The organism is endosymbiont of Riftia pachyptila (vent Ph05) (assembly GCF_000224455.1).
In the GTDB taxonomy this organism is placed as follows: domain Bacteria; phylum Pseudomonadota; class Gammaproteobacteria; order Chromatiales; family Chromatiaceae; genus Endoriftia; species Endoriftia persephonae.
The window spans coordinates 1-16,685 of sequence record NZ_AFOC01000042.1 but is presented as its reverse complement, the minus strand read 5'-3'; the positions used below and the strand labels follow the sequence as shown (position 1 = coordinate 16,685).

The window sequence follows — 16,685 nt, the reverse complement described above, 5'->3', positions numbered from 1 at the left end:
TTGCGCCCGTCCAGTTTTCTTCCTTTCCCAACACCCGAATGGCATGAGCAGATTCATTTTTATTACGGGCGGAGTCGTCTCCTCCCTTGGCAAAGGTATTGCTGCTGCCTCACTGGCAGCGCTGTTGGAAGCGCGTGGCCTCAAGGTCACCCTGATCAAGCTTGATCCCTACATCAATGTCGATCCGGGTACCATGAGCCCGTTTCAGCATGGCGAGGTGTTCGTCACCGAAGATGGTGCTGAGACAGATCTCGATCTGGGTCACTATGAGCGCTTCGTGCGCACCACCATGGGGAAGAACAACAACTTTACCACCGGTCAGATCTACGAGAGCGTGATCCGCAAGGAGCGTCGCGGCGACTACCTGGGTGGTACGGTGCAGGTGATTCCCCACATCACCAACGAGATCAAGGAGAGTGTGCTGCTCGGTGCGGGTGATGCCGACGTCTGTCTGGTGGAGATCGGCGGCACTGTGGGTGACATCGAGTCGCTGCCGTTTCTCGAGGCGATCCGCCAGATGGGGGTGGAGCTTGGCCATCAGCACGCCCTTTTCATGCATCTGACTCTGGTGCCCTACATCAAGGTGTCGGGCGAGATCAAGACCAAGCCGACCCAGCACTCAGTAAAAGAGCTGCGCTCCATCGGCATCCAGCCCGACATCCTGGTCTGCCGCTCGGAAAAACCGCTGCCCGAGGGCGAACGCAAGAAGATCGCCCTGTTCACCAATGTGGCGGAAGAGGCGGTTTTCTCCGCGGTGGATGCCGACTCGATCTACCGCATCCCGTTGATGCTGCATGCGCAGAACCTCGACGAGGTGGCGGTCAAGCTGCTGGGGCTGGATCTGCCTGCCGCCGACCTTAGCGAGTGGCAGGGCTACATAGAGGCTACGATGCCCTGCATGACGAGGTCCACGTGGCGATGGTGGGCAAATATGTGCATCTCACCGAAGCCTATAAGTCGCTCTCCGAGGCGCTCACCCACGCTGGCGTACATACTGGCAGCAAGGTGAAGATCCACTATATCGACTCCGAAAAGCTGGAGCAGGATGTGGGCGATCAACTGCGGGGGATGGATGCGATTCTGGTCCCCGGCGGCTTTGGCGAGCGTGGTGTGGAGGGTAAGATCGCTGCCGTCCGCTTCGCCCGCGAACAGGGCATCCCCTACCTGGGTATCTGTCTTGGCATGCAGGTGGCGGTGATCGAGTACGCGCGCAACGTGGCCGGTCTGACAGACGCGCACAGCACCGAATTCAATCCCGATTCCCCGAATCCGGTGATCGCCCTGATCACCGAGTGGCTGAATGCCGACGGTAAGCGCGAGCAACGGGATGAGAACTCCGACTTGGGCGGTACCATGCGTCTGGGTGGCCAGGAGTGTCGTCTGGAGCCCGACAGCAAGGTACGTGAACTCTATGGCGAGGAGGTGATCGTCGAGCGCCACCGTCATCGCTACGAATTCAACAACAGCTATCTCGACCGCATCGTCACCGCCGGCATGAAGATCGCCGGTCGCTCCATCGACGGCCGTCTGATGGAGATCGTCGAGATCCCCGACCACCCCTGGTTTATCGCCTGTCAGTTCCACCCGGAGTTCACCTCCCGGCCGCGCTATGGGCATCCACTCTTCTCCGGCTTCATCGAGGCGGCGCGCAAACACCGGGATGCGACAGCATGAACCTGTGTGGCTTCCCCGTCGGTCTCGATCAGCCGCTGTTTCTGATCGCTGGTCCCTGCGTCATCGAGAGTGAACAGCTGGCGCTGGATACCGCCGGCCAGCTGCAGGAGATCACCACAGCGCTGGGCATCCCCTTCATCTACAAGTCATCGTTCGACAAGGCGAATCGCTCCTCTGCCGGCAGCTACCGCGGCCCCGGTATGGAGCAGGGGCTGAAGATCCTGGAGCAGGTCAAGTCGAGCCTGGGGCTGCCGCTGCTGACCGATGTGCATGAGGATACCCCGCTGGATGAGGTCGCCGCGGTGGTCGATGTGCTGCAGACCCCGGCATTCCTCTGCCGTCAGACCAATTTTATCCAGGCCGTGGCTCGCCAGGGGCGGCCGGTAAATATCAAGAAGGGGCAGTTTCTTGCCCCCTGGGATATGAAAAACGTGGTCGACAAGGCGCGGGCAGTGGGCAACGAGCAGATTATGGTCTGCGAGCGCGGCGTTTCCTTCGGCTACAATAACCTGGTCTCCGACATGCGCGCCTTGGCGGTGATGCGTGAGACCGGCTGCCCGGTGGTGTTCGATGCCACCCATTCGGTGCAGCTGCCGGGGGGGCAGGGCAGCAGTTCGGGCGGCCAGCGCGAGCATGTGCCGGTGCTAGCGCGGGCAGCGGTGGCGGCGGGGGTGTCCGGCCTCTTCATGGAGACCCATCCCGATCCGGAGCAGGCGCTCAGTGATGGTCCCAACTCCTGGCCGCTGGACAAGCTACAGAGGCTGCTCGAAACGCTGCTGGAGATCGACCGGACGGTGAAGCGGCATGGCTTTGCCGAGCTGGCGCTGCAGTGACGGCCGGGCGGAAAGCTGACGCCCTGCTGCCTAACCTCCAAAAACCAAAAGTTTTCTGATTCGATAGACGGAGACAAAATGTCCGAGATTGTTGATATTCGCGGTCGGGAGATCCTCGACTCACGCGGCAACCCCACCATCGAGGCCGATGTGATCACCGCCGACGGCGCCATTGGCCGCGCCATGGTTCCCTCCGGGGCCTCCACCGGCTCCCGCGAGGCGCTGGAGATGCGCGACGGTGACAACAGCCGTTACCTCGGTAAAGGTGTGTTGAATGCGGTCGGCAACGTCAACGGCCCGCTGCGCGACGCCCTGATCGGTCAGGAAGTCACCGATCAGACCGCGCTGGATAACACTATGCTGGCGTTGGATGGCACCGATAACAAGTCCAAACTGGGCGCCAACGCGCTGCTTGGCGTCTCCATGGCGGCGGCCCACGCCGCAGCCCAGGAGCGCGCCCTGCCGCTCTACCGTTCGCTCTCCGCCGGTCCCTACCGGATGCCGGTGCCGATGATGAATATCATCAACGGCGGGGCGCATGCCGACAACAGCGTCGACCTGCAGGAGTTCATGATCCTGCCGGTAGGTGCCGGCTCGATCCGCGAGGCGGTGCGCTACGGCGCCGAGGTATTCCACGCGCTGAAGTCGGTCCTGAAGGGCAAGGGGATGAACACCTCGGTGGGCGATGAAGGCGGCTTCGCCCCCGACCTGAGTTCCAACCAGGAGGCGATCGACGTCATCCTCGAGGCGATCGACAAGGCCGGTTTCAAGGCCGGAAGCGATATCTACCTGGGCCTCGACGTGGCCAGCTCCGAGTTCTATCGGGATGGCAAGTATGTGTTGGCCTCTGAGAACAAGGCCTACACAGCGGCAGAGTTTACCGAACTGCTGGCCAGCTGGGTCGATCAGTACCCGATCATCTCCATCGAGGATGGTATGGACGAGAGCGACTGGGCAGGCTGGAAAATCCACACCGAGAAGCTGGGCAAACGGGTGCAGCTGGTGGGCGACGACCTGTTCGTCACCAACACCAAGATCCTGCAGCGCGGTATCGACGAGGGGATCGCCAACTCGATCCTGATCAAGGTCAACCAGATCGGCACACTCACCGAGACCCTGGCCGCCATCGACATGGCCAAGGCCGCCGGTTACAGCGCGGTGATCTCGCATCGCTCCGGTGAGACCGAGGACACCACCATCGCTGATCTGGTGGTGGCCACCGCCACCGGTCAGATCAAAACTGGCTCGCTGTCGCGCTCTGACCGGGTCGCCAAGTACAACCAGCTGATGCGTATCGAGGATCAGCTAGGCGACGAGGCGGTCTACGCCGGTAGAGACGCCTTCCCCATCCAGTTCTGAGCCTGCCTGCCCCCCCCGGATATCCGGGGGGGGGTGATTTGCTGCTTCCCCTGCACGCCCGGTGCGATTAAAGTTTCTCCGATGTCAGTTCGCTTTGCGGCTGATTTGAGTTCCAAACCCATCAACTGATCATCAGCTCAGACCATGCGTATCCTGATCGCGGTGTTGGCGATTCTATTCCTGTTTCTCCAGTTTCGCCTCTGGGTGGGGGAGGGCAGCCTGGCGGAGGTGAACAATCTCAAGCAGGAGATTGCCCGTCAGGAGCAGGCGCTGGCCGGGCTGCGTGAGCGCAACCGCCGACTGCAGGCAGAGGTGGATGACCTGCGCAGCGGCAAGGCGGCGATCGAGGAGCGTGCCCGCAGCGAACTGGGCATGATCAAGTCAGGCGAGATCTTTTACCAAGTGATCCAGAGCGACGAGGGGGTTGTGAGTGAATGAGCGATGCTGGGTGGTGGTGCCCGCCGCCGGTGTTGGACGGCGCATGGCGAGTGCGGTGCCGAAGCAGTATCTGCCGCTCAACGGCCGGCCGGTGATCGAGCATACCCTGAACGTTTTTCTTGAGCATCCGCGAATCGATGGAGTCTGCGTGGCATTGTCTGAAGATGATGGTTGGTGGGAGACGATCGGTTGTCGCAACCACCCCCGGCTGTTGCGCGCCCCCGGCGGTGCGGAGCGCTGTCACTCGGTGCTGCATGGGCTGGAGCGACTGGCGTCGCAGGCGGAGGATCGGGACTGGGTGCTGGTGCATGATGCGGCGCGTCCCTGCCTTCGCCGTGAGGATCTCGATCTGTTGCTGGATGAGTTGCAGGACGATCCGGTAGGTGGACTGCTCGGGGTGCCGGTACACGATACAGTGAAGCGCGTTGTCGCCGGCAATCAGGTGGAGGCAACAGTACCGCGCGAGGGGCTCTGGCGCGCCTACACACCCCAGATGTTTCGTTTTGCTCTGCTGAAAAAGGCGCTCTCTGACGCCTTGATAGAAGGGGCGCTGGTGACCGATGATGCCAGCGCGATGGAGTTGGCGGGGTTTCGGCCGCGGATGGTGGAGGGCCATGCCGACAACATCAAGATTACCCGACCGGAGGATCTGCCGCTGGCGGCCTTCTATCTGCGTATTATCTCAGGTGTTGGAGAGTAGCTGGCGCAGATCGCGGATCTCGGCCTTGGCGTGTTGCAAGATCGCCAGCGAATGGCGCGGGGTCAGCCGACCCAGGGCGAGCTTGTGGTATGCCGGCAGCAGATCGAGGCGTGGCAGCTGCTCCATGCGCGGGCTGCCCACATAGCTGTGCAGGCGGGCGATCAGCAGCAGGTCGGTGTAGTCCGGCTTCTCCTGAGGGTCGCGCATCCAGTCGTCGGCGTGTAGTGCGGCCTGCACAAAATCATTCTCGAAGCCCCACTTGCGCAGCACCATCGCACCTATCTCGTGCCGCAGGTTGTTGATCGTCTGATCCAGCAGCTGTGGATTGTCGATCAGTTCTGGGTAGCCGCGGGAGGCGTTGATGATCGGCAGGGTGCCGATGTTGTGTACCAGCCCTATCAGCAGCGCTCGGTCGGGGCTCATGCCTGGCGTGATGCGGCCTAGTTCGTGGCACACCGGGGCGACATAACAGCTGTGCTGCCAGGTCGAGCGCAGCTTGTTATTGAGGGCTTTGAAGCTGCTGTGGAACAGGGTGTGCAGGGCGAAGCTGATGACTAGATTGTGGGTTACGTTGTGGCCCAGGCGGGTAATCGCGTCGGGCAGGCTGTTGATCTTTGAGCGACCGCGGTAGGCGGCGCTATTGACGACGCTGATCAGGCGCGCGGCGATGGTGGGATCGGCTTGGATCACCCGGGCGATGTCGTTGCTGTCGGTGTCGGCGTTATTGACTACCTTGGCGATGCGGGTGGCGATGGAGGGCATCGAGGGCAGTTGCAGCTTGCCTGACTTGGTCGCCTCGAACAGCTCCCAGTAGAGCTTCGCCTCTGGTCCGCCCGACTCTTTCAACTCGATCCGGCCAGGCTGCATCTCGCTGCTGTCATCCGGCAGTTTGCTGATGCTGAGCACGATGTCGCGCTCCAGCTTGAGGATGGTGATTGCCCCGCGCGCGGTGATGTCGTATTGGTGGGGGATCCTGACCGAGAGCGGATAGGCGCAGCGCTCTGAGTCTGCGGTGTAGATGGCGCGCTTGCCGTCTTGCTGGACAAACTCGACCTCACCCTGCATCAGGAAGGTGATCTCGCTGCTCTGACTGCCCGCTTTGATCACGCTGTCGCCATCCACCAGGTGCTCGACAATCGCTTCGCTGGCGATGTGAGGCGCCACTCTGTCTGGCAGCTTCCACAACGGGTTGAATTCTTTTAAATCTAAAGGCCGGGCGACAGAGAGTGATCTAGCCATGTTGTTGATCATTGCAGGGATTGAGCAGGGGTGTTCGGTTGGGCTGCGGCGGTTGGCTCGTTACAATGCCGCCTCTCAGCATCGTTAGCGTCTGGGACGGTTGACTCTTTAAATTCAATATCGGGGGCGAGGCATGCGCATTGGGCAAGGCTATGATGCACACCGTTTTGCGGCGGGGCGACGTTTGGTGCTGGGTGGGGTGGAGATCCCGCATGAGCTGGGCATGCAGGCCCATTCTGATGGAGATGTGCTGATCCACGCGCTCTGTGATGCGCTGCTTGGTGCGGCGGCGCAGGGGGACATCGGCAAGCTGTTTCCCGATAATTCGGCGGAGTTCGCCGGTATCGACAGCCGCATCTTGCTGCGACAGGTGGTGGAACGGCTGCATCTGGCCGGTTTTCAGATTGCTAATGTGGATTCGACCCTGGTTGCCCAGCAGCCCAGGCTGGCTCCCTATATCGATCAGATGCGTGCGCATCTCGCCAATGACCTGAAGATTGATGTCAACCAGATCAGCGTCAAGGCGACCACCACCGAGAGGATGGGCTTCACCGGCCGCGGGGAGGGGATTCGCCGCCTATGCGGTCGCTCTGCTGCAAGAGTGAACGGTTCGATCCCTCCTTTTTGCCGGCTGCTGCAGGAGATGCCCTGTGCCAATGGTAGGCCCCTCGGCACCGGACTGATCCGCAGTTCTGCGGATGATTTCCAGGTGGATGAGCAGCTCGGCTTCGCACCCGATGGGGAGGGCGAGCATGTGCTGCTACGGATCCGCAAACGGGATACCAACACCATCTGGCTGGCAAAGCAGATCGCCCGTCTGGCGGGGGTGCCGCCGCGGGATGTGAGTTACGCCGGACTGAAGGATCGCCATGCGGTGACCACCCAGTGGTTCTCGGTACGGCTTGCTGGCAAGCCGGAGCCTGACTGGTCGCAGCTCAACTCCGATCTGCTGGAGCTGCTCGAACAGGGGCGGCACCGCCGCAAGTTGCGGCGGGGGGCGTTGCAGGGCAATCGGTTTTGTCTGACGGTTCGGCAGCTGCAGGCGGATCGGGGGGGCTTGGAGGCGCGATTACAACGCTTGCGACACCAGGGTGCACCCAACTTCTTTGGCGAACAGCGCTTCGGTCATGGCTATGGCAATCTGGCCCAGGCAGATGCAATGTTTGCCGGCAGTGCCGGGCGGCTCGATCGCAAGCTACGGGGTTTGTTGATCTCTGCTGCCCGTTCGCAGCTGTTTAATGCGGTGTTAGCGAAGCGCATTGCTCGGGGTGATTGGCAGCGACCGCTGCCGGGGGAGCGTCTAGTGCTGGATGGTTGTCACTCCAGCTTTCTGGTGGATGAGCCGGATCAGGCGCTGCTGTCGCGCTGTGAGGCGCTGGATGTGCACCCCTCCGGGCCGCTGTGGGGTCGGGGCGAGAGCCTGGTGGAGGCTGAGGTGCGCGAGCTGGAGTCGGCAGTGCTGGCGCCCTTTGAATCCTGGCGCAATGGTCTGGAGTTTGTCGGGCTGGAGCAGGAGCGCCGCGCTCTGCGCATGCGTCTGGATGACCTGCAGTGGGAATTCCCGCAGCCTGATCAGCTGGTACTCAGTTTCGGTCTCGAGGCGGGTAGCTATGCCACCATGGTGTTGCGGGAGCTGCTGGAGGTGACGCCTCCCACGCCGCCGTAGCCGTCAACGCTGCCACTGCTCCTGTTTTGGGGTGCGTAACAGCACATAGGCGGCGCCGGTGCCGCCGTCGCGGCGGGTGGCGGAGGTGAAGGCAAGTACATCGTCGCGTTGCCGCAGCCAGATGTTGAGCTTCTGTTTGAGCACCGGTTGGCGATCTGCTGAGCCATATCCCTTGCCGTGGATGATGCGAGCGCAGCGCACCCGGCGCCGATGACACTCCTGCAGAAACAGGCCGAGGGTTTCGCGGGCGTAGCTGACATTCATGCCGTGCAGATCAAGCTCCAGGCCGACCTCGAAGCGTCCGCGGCGCAGCTCGCTGATCACCCGTTTCTGTACCCCTGGGCGGGAGAATGACAGCTCGTCGGTGGCCTCGATCTCCTGATCGAAATAGAGGTCTCTGTCGCCGAAGCCGTCGTCCGGCTTGCTCAGGTTGAGCGGACGGGGCGGTCGGCGCTTGCGGTAGGGTGCGGCTCGCTTTTGGGGTAGGGGGGCTACGTCGTCCATGGCCTCCTGGAAGGCCGTCCGGTCTGCTTCATCGATTTTGTTTTTCATCGGTTCAGAACAAAAAATCTGGATGGCCTGTCGGGCCCTGGGTGGTATTAAGCCCTTCGACCGGCGTTGGCAAAAAGGGTTCGTCGACGGGCTATGATCCTGTCACTCTGCAGGTGATGTTACCATGCCTCTTTTCCAGTATATTTGGCCCCCATCATGAAAATTCTGCTGAGCAACGACGACGGCTTTCAGGCCCCCGGGCTGGCGGCACTGACCGAAAGCCTCTCCCCGCTGGGGGAGATCGTTGTGGTGGCGCCGGAACGCAATCGCAGCGGCGCCAGCAATTCGCTGACCCTGGAGCTGCCGTTGCGCGCCCATACGCATGACAATGGCTTTGTCAGCGTCGATGGCACCCCCACCGATTGTGTGCATCTGGCGATCACCGGGCTGCTCGAGGAGGAGCCGGATATGGTGGTCTCCGGGATCAATGCCGGTGCCAATATGGGGGATGATGTGCTCTATTCAGGCACGGTGGCGGCGGCCACGGAGGGGCGTTTTCTTGGCCTGCCGGCGATTGCGGTTTCGATGAATTCTCACAATCCGGATCACTATGCGACTGGCGCGCGGGTGGCGCGGGAACTGGTCGAGCGTCTGTTGCAGAGGCCGCTTCCTTCTGAGGTGATTCTCAACGTCAATGTACCCGATCTGCCGTTTGAACAGCTGAAAGGCATGCAGGCGACCCGTCTGGGACACCGCCACAAGGCGGAGCCGGTGGTTCGGGCGGAGGATCCCCGGGGCAAGACAATCTATTGGGTGGGGCCGGCGGGGGCCGAACAGGATGCCGGGCCGGGTACCGATTTTTATGCAGTGCGCGAGGGATATGTCTCGGTGACGCCGTTGCAGGTCGATCTGACCCGGCATAGCGCGCTGGATAGCGTCGGGGCCTGGCTAGCATGAGCCTGTTGCGCCCGGAACACCAGGGAATCGGTATGACCTCTCAGCGCACCCGCGAGCGGCTGGTGCAGCGTCTGCGCAACAGTGGTATCCATAATCTGGCGGTGCTGGAGGTGATGCGCACCACACCGCGCCACATCTTTGTCGATGAGGCACTGGCGAGCCGGGCCTATGAGGATACCGCATTGCCGATCGGCCATGGTCAGACCATCTCGCAGCCCTATACGGTAGCGCGTATGACCGAGGCGCTGCTGGAGGCGGGGCCACTCGGAAATGTGCTGGAGATCGGTACCGGTTCAGGTTTTCAGTGCGCGGTTTTGGCGCAACTGGTGGGGCGGGTCTACAGTGTCGAACGCATCGGCGCCCTGCTCGAACGGGCGCGGCAGCGACTGCAGGAGCTTGGTCTGCGCAATGTGCGTCTGAAACACAGTGATGGTGGCATCGGACTGCCAGAGTATGCGCCGTTTGATGCGATCCTGGTGACGGCGGCTCCTGAGGGAGTGCCACAGCGTTTATTGCAGCAACTCAATATTGGAGGGCGTCTGGTGTTGCCGGCGGATACCGGTAATGGGCAGGTGCTAATGCGAATCCTGCGCACCCCTGATGGGTTTGAGCAGGAGCGATTGGAAGCGGCCAATTTTGTGCCATTAAAAGGAGGGTTGCTTTGATGCGCCTGTTTTCTGCGCTCTATAGTCGTGCCATGCAATGGTCGCGTCATCCCCATGCGCCACGGTATTTGGCCGGATTGAGCTTTGCCGAGTCATCATTTTTTCCTATTCCTCCGGATGTGATGCTGGCTCCGATGAGTCTGGCGCAGCCAAACCGGGCCTGGTATCTGGCCGCTCTGACCACGGCTGCTTCGGTATTAGGTGGTCTATTGGGCTACTTTATCGGTGTGTTTGCGTTTGAGCTGATCGAACCCTGGTTGCATGAGCTGGGCTATTGGGAGAAGTATCTCCATACCAAGATCTGGTTCGATGAGTGGGGCTTCTGGGCGATCTTTCTGGCTGGTTTTTCGCCGATTCCCTACAAGGTATTCACTATCACGGCAGGGGTGATCGCAATGGCGTTGTTCCCTTTTCTGCTAGCTTCGCTGGTGGGGCGGGGTGCGCGTTTTTTCCTGGTTGCGGGGCTGATGGCCTGGGGAGGCGAGCGCATGGAGGTGGCACTGCACAGGTATGTGGATCGGCTAGGCTGGATGCTGATCGTGCTGTTTGCGGTGATCTTCCTTATTATGTAACTGCCTATTTATAGTGGATCGCAGCGTCTGGCGCCGGGCTGGTATGGCTAGCGTGAATAAGACGGGTGTGGTTAGTTGTTCTTGCTTCCGTGCCATTTAGGGTCATACGGGGATAAAGGAGATTGCTTTTCAACGGATCAACAGTAGCAATAAGCATGTTGCGCCAATTGTTTGTGATAGGGATGGTCCTTGTGGCTGGCGCTCTCTCGGGTTGCGTAACCTCCGGGGTGGGCGCGCCTGTTTCCAATCGTGAATTCCAATCCTTTCCTGAACAGAAGAAGACCCAGTCGCCTCCTCAGCAGAAGAAGGCCCGGTTCTATCGAGTCAGGCGGGGGGATACACTTTATTCTATCGCTTGGCGCAACGATCTGGAGTATCGTGAACTGGCACGATGGAACGGGGTTCAAGCCCCTGAATATCCGATCTTTCCTGGGCAGTTGTTGCGGTTGGCTTCGCCGCAGAAGCGGCCGGTGGTGGAAAAGAAGATCCCTCCACCTGTTACTGCAGCGCCCCGAAAAGCAGCACCCACCAGATCGCCACAGGCTAAGGTTAAACCTGCGCGTAGGCCAGAAACCCCGACGACGCCACCAGTCCAGGTCAGGTCAACCTCCAAAACCGGGAATAGTAGAACAAATCTCAAGATAAGTTGGCGCTGGCCGACACAAGGCAAGGTGGTTCAGACTTTCCAGCCCCGGGACGCCAACCGTAAGGGGATAAAGATCAGGGGGAAACTGGGTCAACCGGTCGCTGCGGCTGCATCTGGAAAGGTTGTTTACAGTGGTAGTGGGCTGGTGGGGTACGGCAATCTGATTATCGTTAAACACAATAAAAATTATCTCAGTGCCTATGGCTACAACCGAAAACTGCTAGTGCGGGAGGGTGATCAGGTTGAGGCTGGGGAACGGATCGCTGAACTGGGGGTTCCAAATCGAGGGGCAGAGCCGGTGCTGTACTTCGAGATAAGAAAAAAAGGTAAGCCGGTCAACCCGTTATCGATTCTCAGCAGAAGATGAGATAGAGCTAGGAGCCTCTGAATGAATCTGGACGAGCAGAATTGTGAGGTCAAATTTTTCGATGCAAGGCGGGAATCGCAGGTAATAATTGGTCTATTGCCTAGATTTCCAATGCGGCAGTGGGAGATTTGGACCGCAAGGCTGTCGTTCATGATTCGTTCGGAGGCTCCCCAAAGATGAGGAGTGGTGATGAGTGAGGAGCGAGAGGAGATGGAGAACAGCTCGGGCGACGCGATCAATAAGGCGGTGCCGAAAGAGGCTATCAATATGACTGTCAAGCCGGTTTCTGAGTCGACGCGGGGGGAGAAAAAAGGATCCAAGAAAGCGTCTTCGGCAGTACCGATTCGTGAACCGTCAGATGTGCAGATGGATGCGACTCGTCTCTATCTGAATGAAATCGGTGGTTCTAAACTCCTGACCGCGGAAGAGGAGGTCTATTACGCCCGTTTGGCGCAGAAGGGCGAACACCCAGCGCGTCAGCGCATGATCGAGAGCAATCTGCGTCTGGTGGTAAAGATCGCACGGCGTTATATGAATCGGGGGTTGGCGCTGCTGGATCTGATCGAAGAGGGTAATCTCGGCTTGATCCGTGCGGTGGAGAAGTTTGATCCTGAGCGGGGATTTCGTTTTTCGACCTATGCCACTTGGTGGATCCGGCAAACCATTGAGCGGGCTATCATGAATCAGACCCGTACCATCCGTCTGCCGATCCATGTGGTCAAGGAGATCAATGTCTATCTACGTGCGGCGCGTCAGTTAGCCCAGAGTCTTGATCATGAACCAACTTCGGAAGAGATTGCTGACCTGCTGGACAAACCCATTTCTGAAGTGAAACGAATGCTCGGCCTGAACGAGCGGGTCACCTCAGTCGATACACCGTTTGGTAAGGATGCTGACAAGCCGCTGCTCGACACTATCCCTGATGAGCGGGTCCAGGATCCGACCGTGAATATCCAGAATGACGGACTCAATACCAATCTCGACACCTGGCTGTTAAAACTCAATGACAAACAGCGTGAGGTGGTGGAGCGTCGTTTTGGGCTGCATGGTTACGAGAATTCGACTCTCGAGCAGGTGGCTAATGAATTGGGGGTAACCCGTGAACGGGTGCGCCAGATTCAGATGGATGCACTGCGCCGTCTCAGGGATATCCTTGAACGTGATGGTTTCTCTGTCGAAACCATATTTAAATAGGCTCTGACTATCTGCAGCCTGCCCGAATCAGAGGGCAGGCTCTGAAACCCTCCTTTTCTTCTCCTCAATCCCCGCCCTGCCTGTGCCGGAAATCATGGCCTTGTCATAGCTGACGCTGACGGGGTGGTGGTCGATGGCAGTGTGGAGAGCGTGGTGTGAAAAAAACGGGTTGCACGATTGAACAAAACGTTCAATTTAGTTTATTAATATTCTCTTGATCTATCTCAATTAATTCGATTCTGATGCCGTAAAAATCGTTTCTATTCAATGAGTTGATGGCTTTATTAGGGGTGTGTCATATGCCGCATGTGCCTTGACTTTTGTAGTGATAGAGAGTGATATATGCCCGGTCTGTGTCAATACTACCGGTGTTGGTGTGGATATGGGGTTTCCCAAAAACTATAACCTTTTGTTTTTGTTCAACAACTCGTAGAGAGGGGGGTTCATGGACGCCGTAGCAGAGCAGAAGTACAACTTTGATGTTGTACGCTGGTTCGCCGTCATGGCAGCGGTCTACCTCGTGGTAGGTGCGTCAGCCGGTGTGTATATAGCATCCGAACTGGCATGGCCGGTACTTAACTTCGATATTCCATACATCACTTTCGGACGTCTGCGTCCGCTTCACACTAATGCAGTTATCTTCGCCTTTGGCGGATGTGTGTTGATGGCAAGCGCTTTCTACAGCGTCCAGCGTACCTGCGGTACGCGTCTGTGGAGCGACAAGATGGCGTGGTTCACCTTCTGGGGTTGGAACCTGATTATTGTCGCTGCGGTTATCACTCTGCCGCTGGGTATCAACCAGTCCAAAGAGTACGCAGAGCTGGAGTGGCCGATCGATATCGCTATCGCGGTCGTGTGGCTCTCCTACCTCTTCAACTTCATCATGACTATTGCCAACCGGAAGAGTTCACACATCTATGTGTCTAACTGGTTCTTCCTTGGCATGATGGTGATGATCACCTACCTGCATGTGGTCAACAGCCTGGCCGTCCCGGTCGACATGTTCAAGTCATACTCCCTGTTCGCCGGAGTGCAGGATGCCATGATCCAGTGGTGGTGGGGTCACAACGCAGTGGGCTTCTATCTGACCGCAGGCTTCCTCGGCATTATGTACTACTTCGTGCCCAAGCAAGCGGGTCGTCCTGTCTACTCTTACCGTCTGTCAGTTATCCACTTCTGGGCACTGATGTTCGGTTATGTATGGCTGGGTGCGCACCATCTGCAGTACACCGCTCTGCCTGACTGGACCGGTTCTCTGGGTGCGGCAGTGTCTATCGGCATGATCATCCCCTCTTGGGGTGGCGCGGTGAACGGCATGATGACGCTCTCCGGTGCATGGGACAAGCTGCGTACTGACTATGTCCTACGCTTTCTGATTATGTCCCTGGCCTTCTACGCCATGTCGACCTTCGAAGGTCCGGTCATGTCGATTAAGACCGTCAACGCGCTCTCCCACTACACTGACTGGACCGTTGGTCATGTACACTCCGGTGCGCTGGGTTGGGTTGCTATGGTTGGTATTGGCGCGATCTATCACATGATGACACGTACCTTTCATACCGAGATGTGGTCTGAGAAGCTGATCAACGCTCACTTCTGGACCGCCACCATCGGTACCGTGGTCTACGTCGTTGCTATGTGGGTATCCGGCATCATGCAGGGCCTGATGTGGCGTGCCTATGATGACTACGGCACTCTGGCCTACACCTTTGCTGAGTCTGTTGAAGCCATGCACCCTTACTACGCGATGCGCGCAGTCGGCGGCATGATCTTCTTGCTTGGCGCGGTGCTCATGCTCGTCAATATATTGATGACCGTTAGCAAGGCTTCCCGCGAAGGGAGCATCCAGGCCGCGCGTACCGCCGCTGTTTAATTAAGGGGAGATACGTAAAATGGCAAACAACAATGAAGCTGTTGGCATGCAGGAGAAGATGGAGAAAAACATCTGGGGTCTCCTGATCGTGCTGGCTATTGCGCTCTCTGTGGGCGGTATTGTGGAGATCGTTCCGCTCTTCACTATGAGTAGCACCTTTGAGCATAACAAGTTCCCGGAGATCGTCTGGCAGCGCCAGGCAGGGCAGACCCTGGCTGACCACAAGGCTGGTGACGGCATTCGTCCCTATACTGCGCTGGAACTGGCAGGCCGGGACATCTACCAAAGGGAAGGGTGTTATCTCTGCCACTCACAGATGATCCGTCCGTTCCGTGACGAGAAGGAACGCTATGGACACTACTCACTGGCCTCGGAGTCGATGTACGACCATCCGATGCAGTGGGGTTCCAAGCGTACCGGTCCCGACTTTGCTCGCCTCGGCGGCAAATACTCCGACGATTGGCATCGTAAGCACTTGCGGGCGCCTCGCTCCGTCGTGCCCGAGTCTGTCATGCCCAACTACCCGTGGTTTAAAAACAATTCGGTGGAAGGTGTGGATATGGCTGCCCGCTTCAAGGTCATGAAGCTGATGGGTGTTCCTTATACGGATGAGGACATCGCCAGCGCCAATGCCGAACTGGCAGGCAAGACCGAGGAAGATGCGGTGGTCGCCTACCTGCAGGTACTGGGTACTATGGCCAAGCTGGACGACAGCAAGGTATATCGTGAGTAGTCTCGCGGAATACTTCCATACCGATTGGGAGGCGATGACCACCAACGACTGGGTGGGCCTGGTCATGACCGTGGTCGTCTTCCTCCTGATGGTTGGTCTGTATTTCTACGCACTACGTCCGAAAAATCGGGAGAAGCTGGAGTCCCGGCGTTTTATCCCGATGGAAGAAGATAAAATCGATAGCGGAGAAAAAAATGGCGGATAACAATCCATTTCCGGGTGAAAACAACACCGGGCACATATGGGACGACAATCTGCGGGAGCTTAGCAATCCGCCCCCGCGTTGGTGGATGATCGCCTTCTGGGCCTCAATCATCTGGTTCTTTGGTTATGGTGTGCTCTATCCCATGTACCCGATCGGTAACGAGTCGACCAAGGGTGTAATGGGTTGGACCCAGATCGGCGAGTACAACGAAGGCGTTGATGAGGTGGAAGCCGTTCGCGCCGAATTCGAAAGCCAGCTCAAGGGTATGAGCGCCAAGGATGTTCTGGCCGATCCCGGGTTGAGCGAATACACCGTGGCCGCGGCCAAGGTGCTATTTGGTGACAACTGCGCGGCCTGCCACGGCGGCGGCGGTCAGGGTGGTCCCAACTTCCCCGTGTTGGCCGATGATGACTGGCTCTACGGTGGTGCCATCGAGACCATCGAACAGACCATCAGCATGGGACGCAAGGGCATCATGACTGCTCATGGCAAAATCATCTCTGATGATGAGTTAGGCAAGCTGGTAACGGCGATTGAGGCTGGCAATCCTGCTGGTGAGCCCCTGTTCATGCAGAAGGGCTGCATCGCCTGTCACGGCATGGACGGTAAGGGCATGCAGGTTCTTGGTTCCGCTAACCTGACCGACGGTATCTACCGCTTCACCCCGGAGGAGGGACAGAGCCGGAGTGAGAGTATCGCCTATACCATCAAACATGGTGTAAACGATGCGACTGACCCCGCGTCACGCGTGGCTGAGATGCCGTCTTTTGGGGATCGTCTCTCCAAAGATGACATCAAGAAGCTAGCTGTCTACGTTTACAAGTTTGGTGGCGGCCAATAACGGCTTTGTCTAAGTGGGCCACATGGGAGGCATACCTCCCATGTGGCCAAGAATCGAGGGATGTGCTATGAATGCCGATGCTGTTTTTTGGGGATCCATCATTTCCGTGGTGATCTGTGTGGTGATCATTATCTTTCTGGGCTTCAAGGTTTCAGCCTTGATCAAGGGCGATGCTGAAAAGCACAAATGATTCCATGATATACCCATAAAAAGACGGGTTACCCGTTTACG

Annotated in this window: 17 protein-coding genes and 1 pseudogene; 16 read left to right on the top strand and 2 right to left on the bottom strand. The window is 58.5% G+C overall.

All coding sequences use genetic code 11. From position 1 onward, the window contains the following. Positions 1-43 precede the first annotated feature (43 nt). The 5 genes and pseudogenes from RIFP1SYM_RS08175 (at position 44) to ispD (ending at position 5,004) form a co-directional block, all read left to right on the top strand. Positions 44-1,674 (top strand): annotated as a pseudogene (locus tag RIFP1SYM_RS08175) (CTP synthase). Then, positions 1,671-2,507 carry a 3-deoxy-8-phosphooctulonate synthase gene (gene kdsA, locus RIFP1SYM_RS08170; protein WP_005961762.1) on the top strand — a complete coding sequence of 279 codons (837 nt, stop codon included), beginning with the start codon at positions 1,671-1,673 and terminating at the stop codon, positions 2,505-2,507. The pseudogene RIFP1SYM_RS08175 and the gene kdsA overlap by 4 nt, the downstream one beginning before the upstream one ends. A gap of 78 nt (positions 2,508-2,585) precedes the next feature. Continuing rightward, on the top strand, positions 2,586-3,866 hold the full coding sequence (eno, locus tag RIFP1SYM_RS08165) for a phosphopyruvate hydratase (protein ID WP_005961760.1): 1,281 nt from the start codon (positions 2,586-2,588) through the stop codon (positions 3,864-3,866). A 144-nt stretch (positions 3,867-4,010) separates the two neighbouring features. Continuing rightward, positions 4,011-4,304: a cell division protein FtsB gene (gene ftsB / locus RIFP1SYM_RS08160; protein WP_005961758.1), complete on the top strand. Its 294-nt coding sequence runs from the start codon at positions 4,011-4,013 to the stop codon at positions 4,302-4,304. Further along, positions 4,297-5,004, top strand: coding sequence for a 2-C-methyl-D-erythritol 4-phosphate cytidylyltransferase (ispD, locus tag RIFP1SYM_RS08155; protein ID WP_005961756.1), 708 nt, complete (start codon positions 4,297-4,299; stop codon positions 5,002-5,004). Before ftsB ends, ispD begins: the two co-directional genes overlap by 8 nt. Here ispD and RIFP1SYM_RS08150 read toward each other — a convergent pair. Then, the gene (locus tag RIFP1SYM_RS08150; RefSeq protein ID WP_006475217.1) at positions 4,987-6,168 is read right to left on the bottom strand and encodes an HDOD domain-containing protein; all 1,182 of its coding nucleotides are present in this window, start codon (positions 6,166-6,168) and stop codon (positions 4,987-4,989) included. The genes ispD and RIFP1SYM_RS08150 overlap by 18 nt on opposite strands. 208 nt (positions 6,169-6,376) lie before the next feature. On the opposite strand from RIFP1SYM_RS08150, the gene truD reads away from it, so the two are divergent. Then, positions 6,377-7,909: a tRNA pseudouridine(13) synthase TruD gene (gene truD, locus RIFP1SYM_RS08145; RefSeq protein ID WP_005961752.1), complete on the top strand. Its 1,533-nt coding sequence runs from the start codon at positions 6,377-6,379 to the stop codon at positions 7,907-7,909. Between the two features lie 3 nt (positions 7,910-7,912). Here the strand turns inward: truD and RIFP1SYM_RS08140 are convergent, their stop codons facing one another. Beyond that, positions 7,913-8,461, bottom strand: a complete 549-nt coding sequence (locus RIFP1SYM_RS08140; protein WP_005961750.1) for a Smr/MutS family protein — start codon at positions 8,459-8,461, stop codon at positions 7,913-7,915. A 156-nt stretch (positions 8,462-8,617) separates the two neighbouring features. Here RIFP1SYM_RS08140 and surE point away from each other — a divergent pair, with 156 nt between their 5' ends. The 10 genes from surE (at position 8,618) to RIFP1SYM_RS18585 (ending at position 16,644) form a co-directional block, all read left to right on the top strand. Then, a complete protein-coding gene (surE, locus tag RIFP1SYM_RS08135; RefSeq protein WP_006475221.1) occupies positions 8,618-9,358 on the top strand; it encodes a 5'/3'-nucleotidase SurE in 741 nt (246 codons plus the stop codon). Continuing rightward, positions 9,355-10,023 (top strand): protein-L-isoaspartate(D-aspartate) O-methyltransferase, encoded by a 669-nt coding sequence (locus RIFP1SYM_RS08130; protein WP_005961746.1) that lies wholly within the window; start codon positions 9,355-9,357, stop codon positions 10,021-10,023. The genes surE and RIFP1SYM_RS08130 overlap by 4 nt, the downstream gene beginning before the upstream one ends. Next, positions 10,023-10,595, top strand: coding sequence for a YqaA family protein (locus RIFP1SYM_RS08125; protein ID WP_006475222.1), 573 nt, complete (start codon positions 10,023-10,025; stop codon positions 10,593-10,595). The genes RIFP1SYM_RS08130 and RIFP1SYM_RS08125 overlap by 1 nt, the downstream gene beginning before the upstream one ends. Before the next feature lie 155 nt (positions 10,596-10,750). Beyond that, positions 10,751-11,608, top strand: coding sequence for a peptidoglycan DD-metalloendopeptidase family protein (locus RIFP1SYM_RS08120; RefSeq protein ID WP_039960050.1), 858 nt, complete (start codon positions 10,751-10,753; stop codon positions 11,606-11,608). Positions 11,609-11,797: 189 nt separating this feature from the next. Then, complete coding sequence (gene rpoS, locus RIFP1SYM_RS08115) at positions 11,798-12,802, top strand: RNA polymerase sigma factor RpoS (RefSeq protein WP_081417728.1); 1,005 nt, start codon at positions 11,798-11,800, stop codon at positions 12,800-12,802. A gap of 445 nt (positions 12,803-13,247) precedes the next feature. Then, the gene (gene ccoN / locus RIFP1SYM_RS08110) at positions 13,248-14,675 is read left to right on the top strand and encodes a cytochrome-c oxidase, cbb3-type subunit I (RefSeq protein ID WP_005961740.1); all 1,428 of its coding nucleotides are present in this window, start codon (positions 13,248-13,250) and stop codon (positions 14,673-14,675) included. A 19-nt stretch (positions 14,676-14,694) separates the two neighbouring features. Beyond that, positions 14,695-15,408 carry a cytochrome-c oxidase, cbb3-type subunit II gene (ccoO, locus tag RIFP1SYM_RS08105; RefSeq protein WP_005961738.1) on the top strand — a complete coding sequence of 238 codons (714 nt, stop codon included), beginning with the start codon at positions 14,695-14,697 and terminating at the stop codon, positions 15,406-15,408. Further along, the gene (locus tag RIFP1SYM_RS08100) at positions 15,401-15,613 is read left to right on the top strand and encodes a cbb3-type cytochrome c oxidase subunit 3 (protein WP_006475225.1); all 213 of its coding nucleotides are present in this window, start codon (positions 15,401-15,403) and stop codon (positions 15,611-15,613) included. The genes ccoO and RIFP1SYM_RS08100 overlap by 8 nt, the downstream gene beginning before the upstream one ends. Continuing rightward, on the top strand, positions 15,603-16,454 hold the full coding sequence (ccoP, locus tag RIFP1SYM_RS08095) for a cytochrome-c oxidase, cbb3-type subunit III (RefSeq protein WP_006475226.1): 852 nt from the start codon (positions 15,603-15,605) through the stop codon (positions 16,452-16,454). The genes RIFP1SYM_RS08100 and ccoP overlap by 11 nt, the downstream gene beginning before the upstream one ends. Before the next feature lie 67 nt (positions 16,455-16,521). Next, a complete protein-coding gene (locus RIFP1SYM_RS18585) occupies positions 16,522-16,644 on the top strand; it encodes a hypothetical protein (protein ID WP_006475227.1) in 123 nt (40 codons plus the stop codon). Positions 16,645-16,685 lie beyond the last annotated feature (41 nt).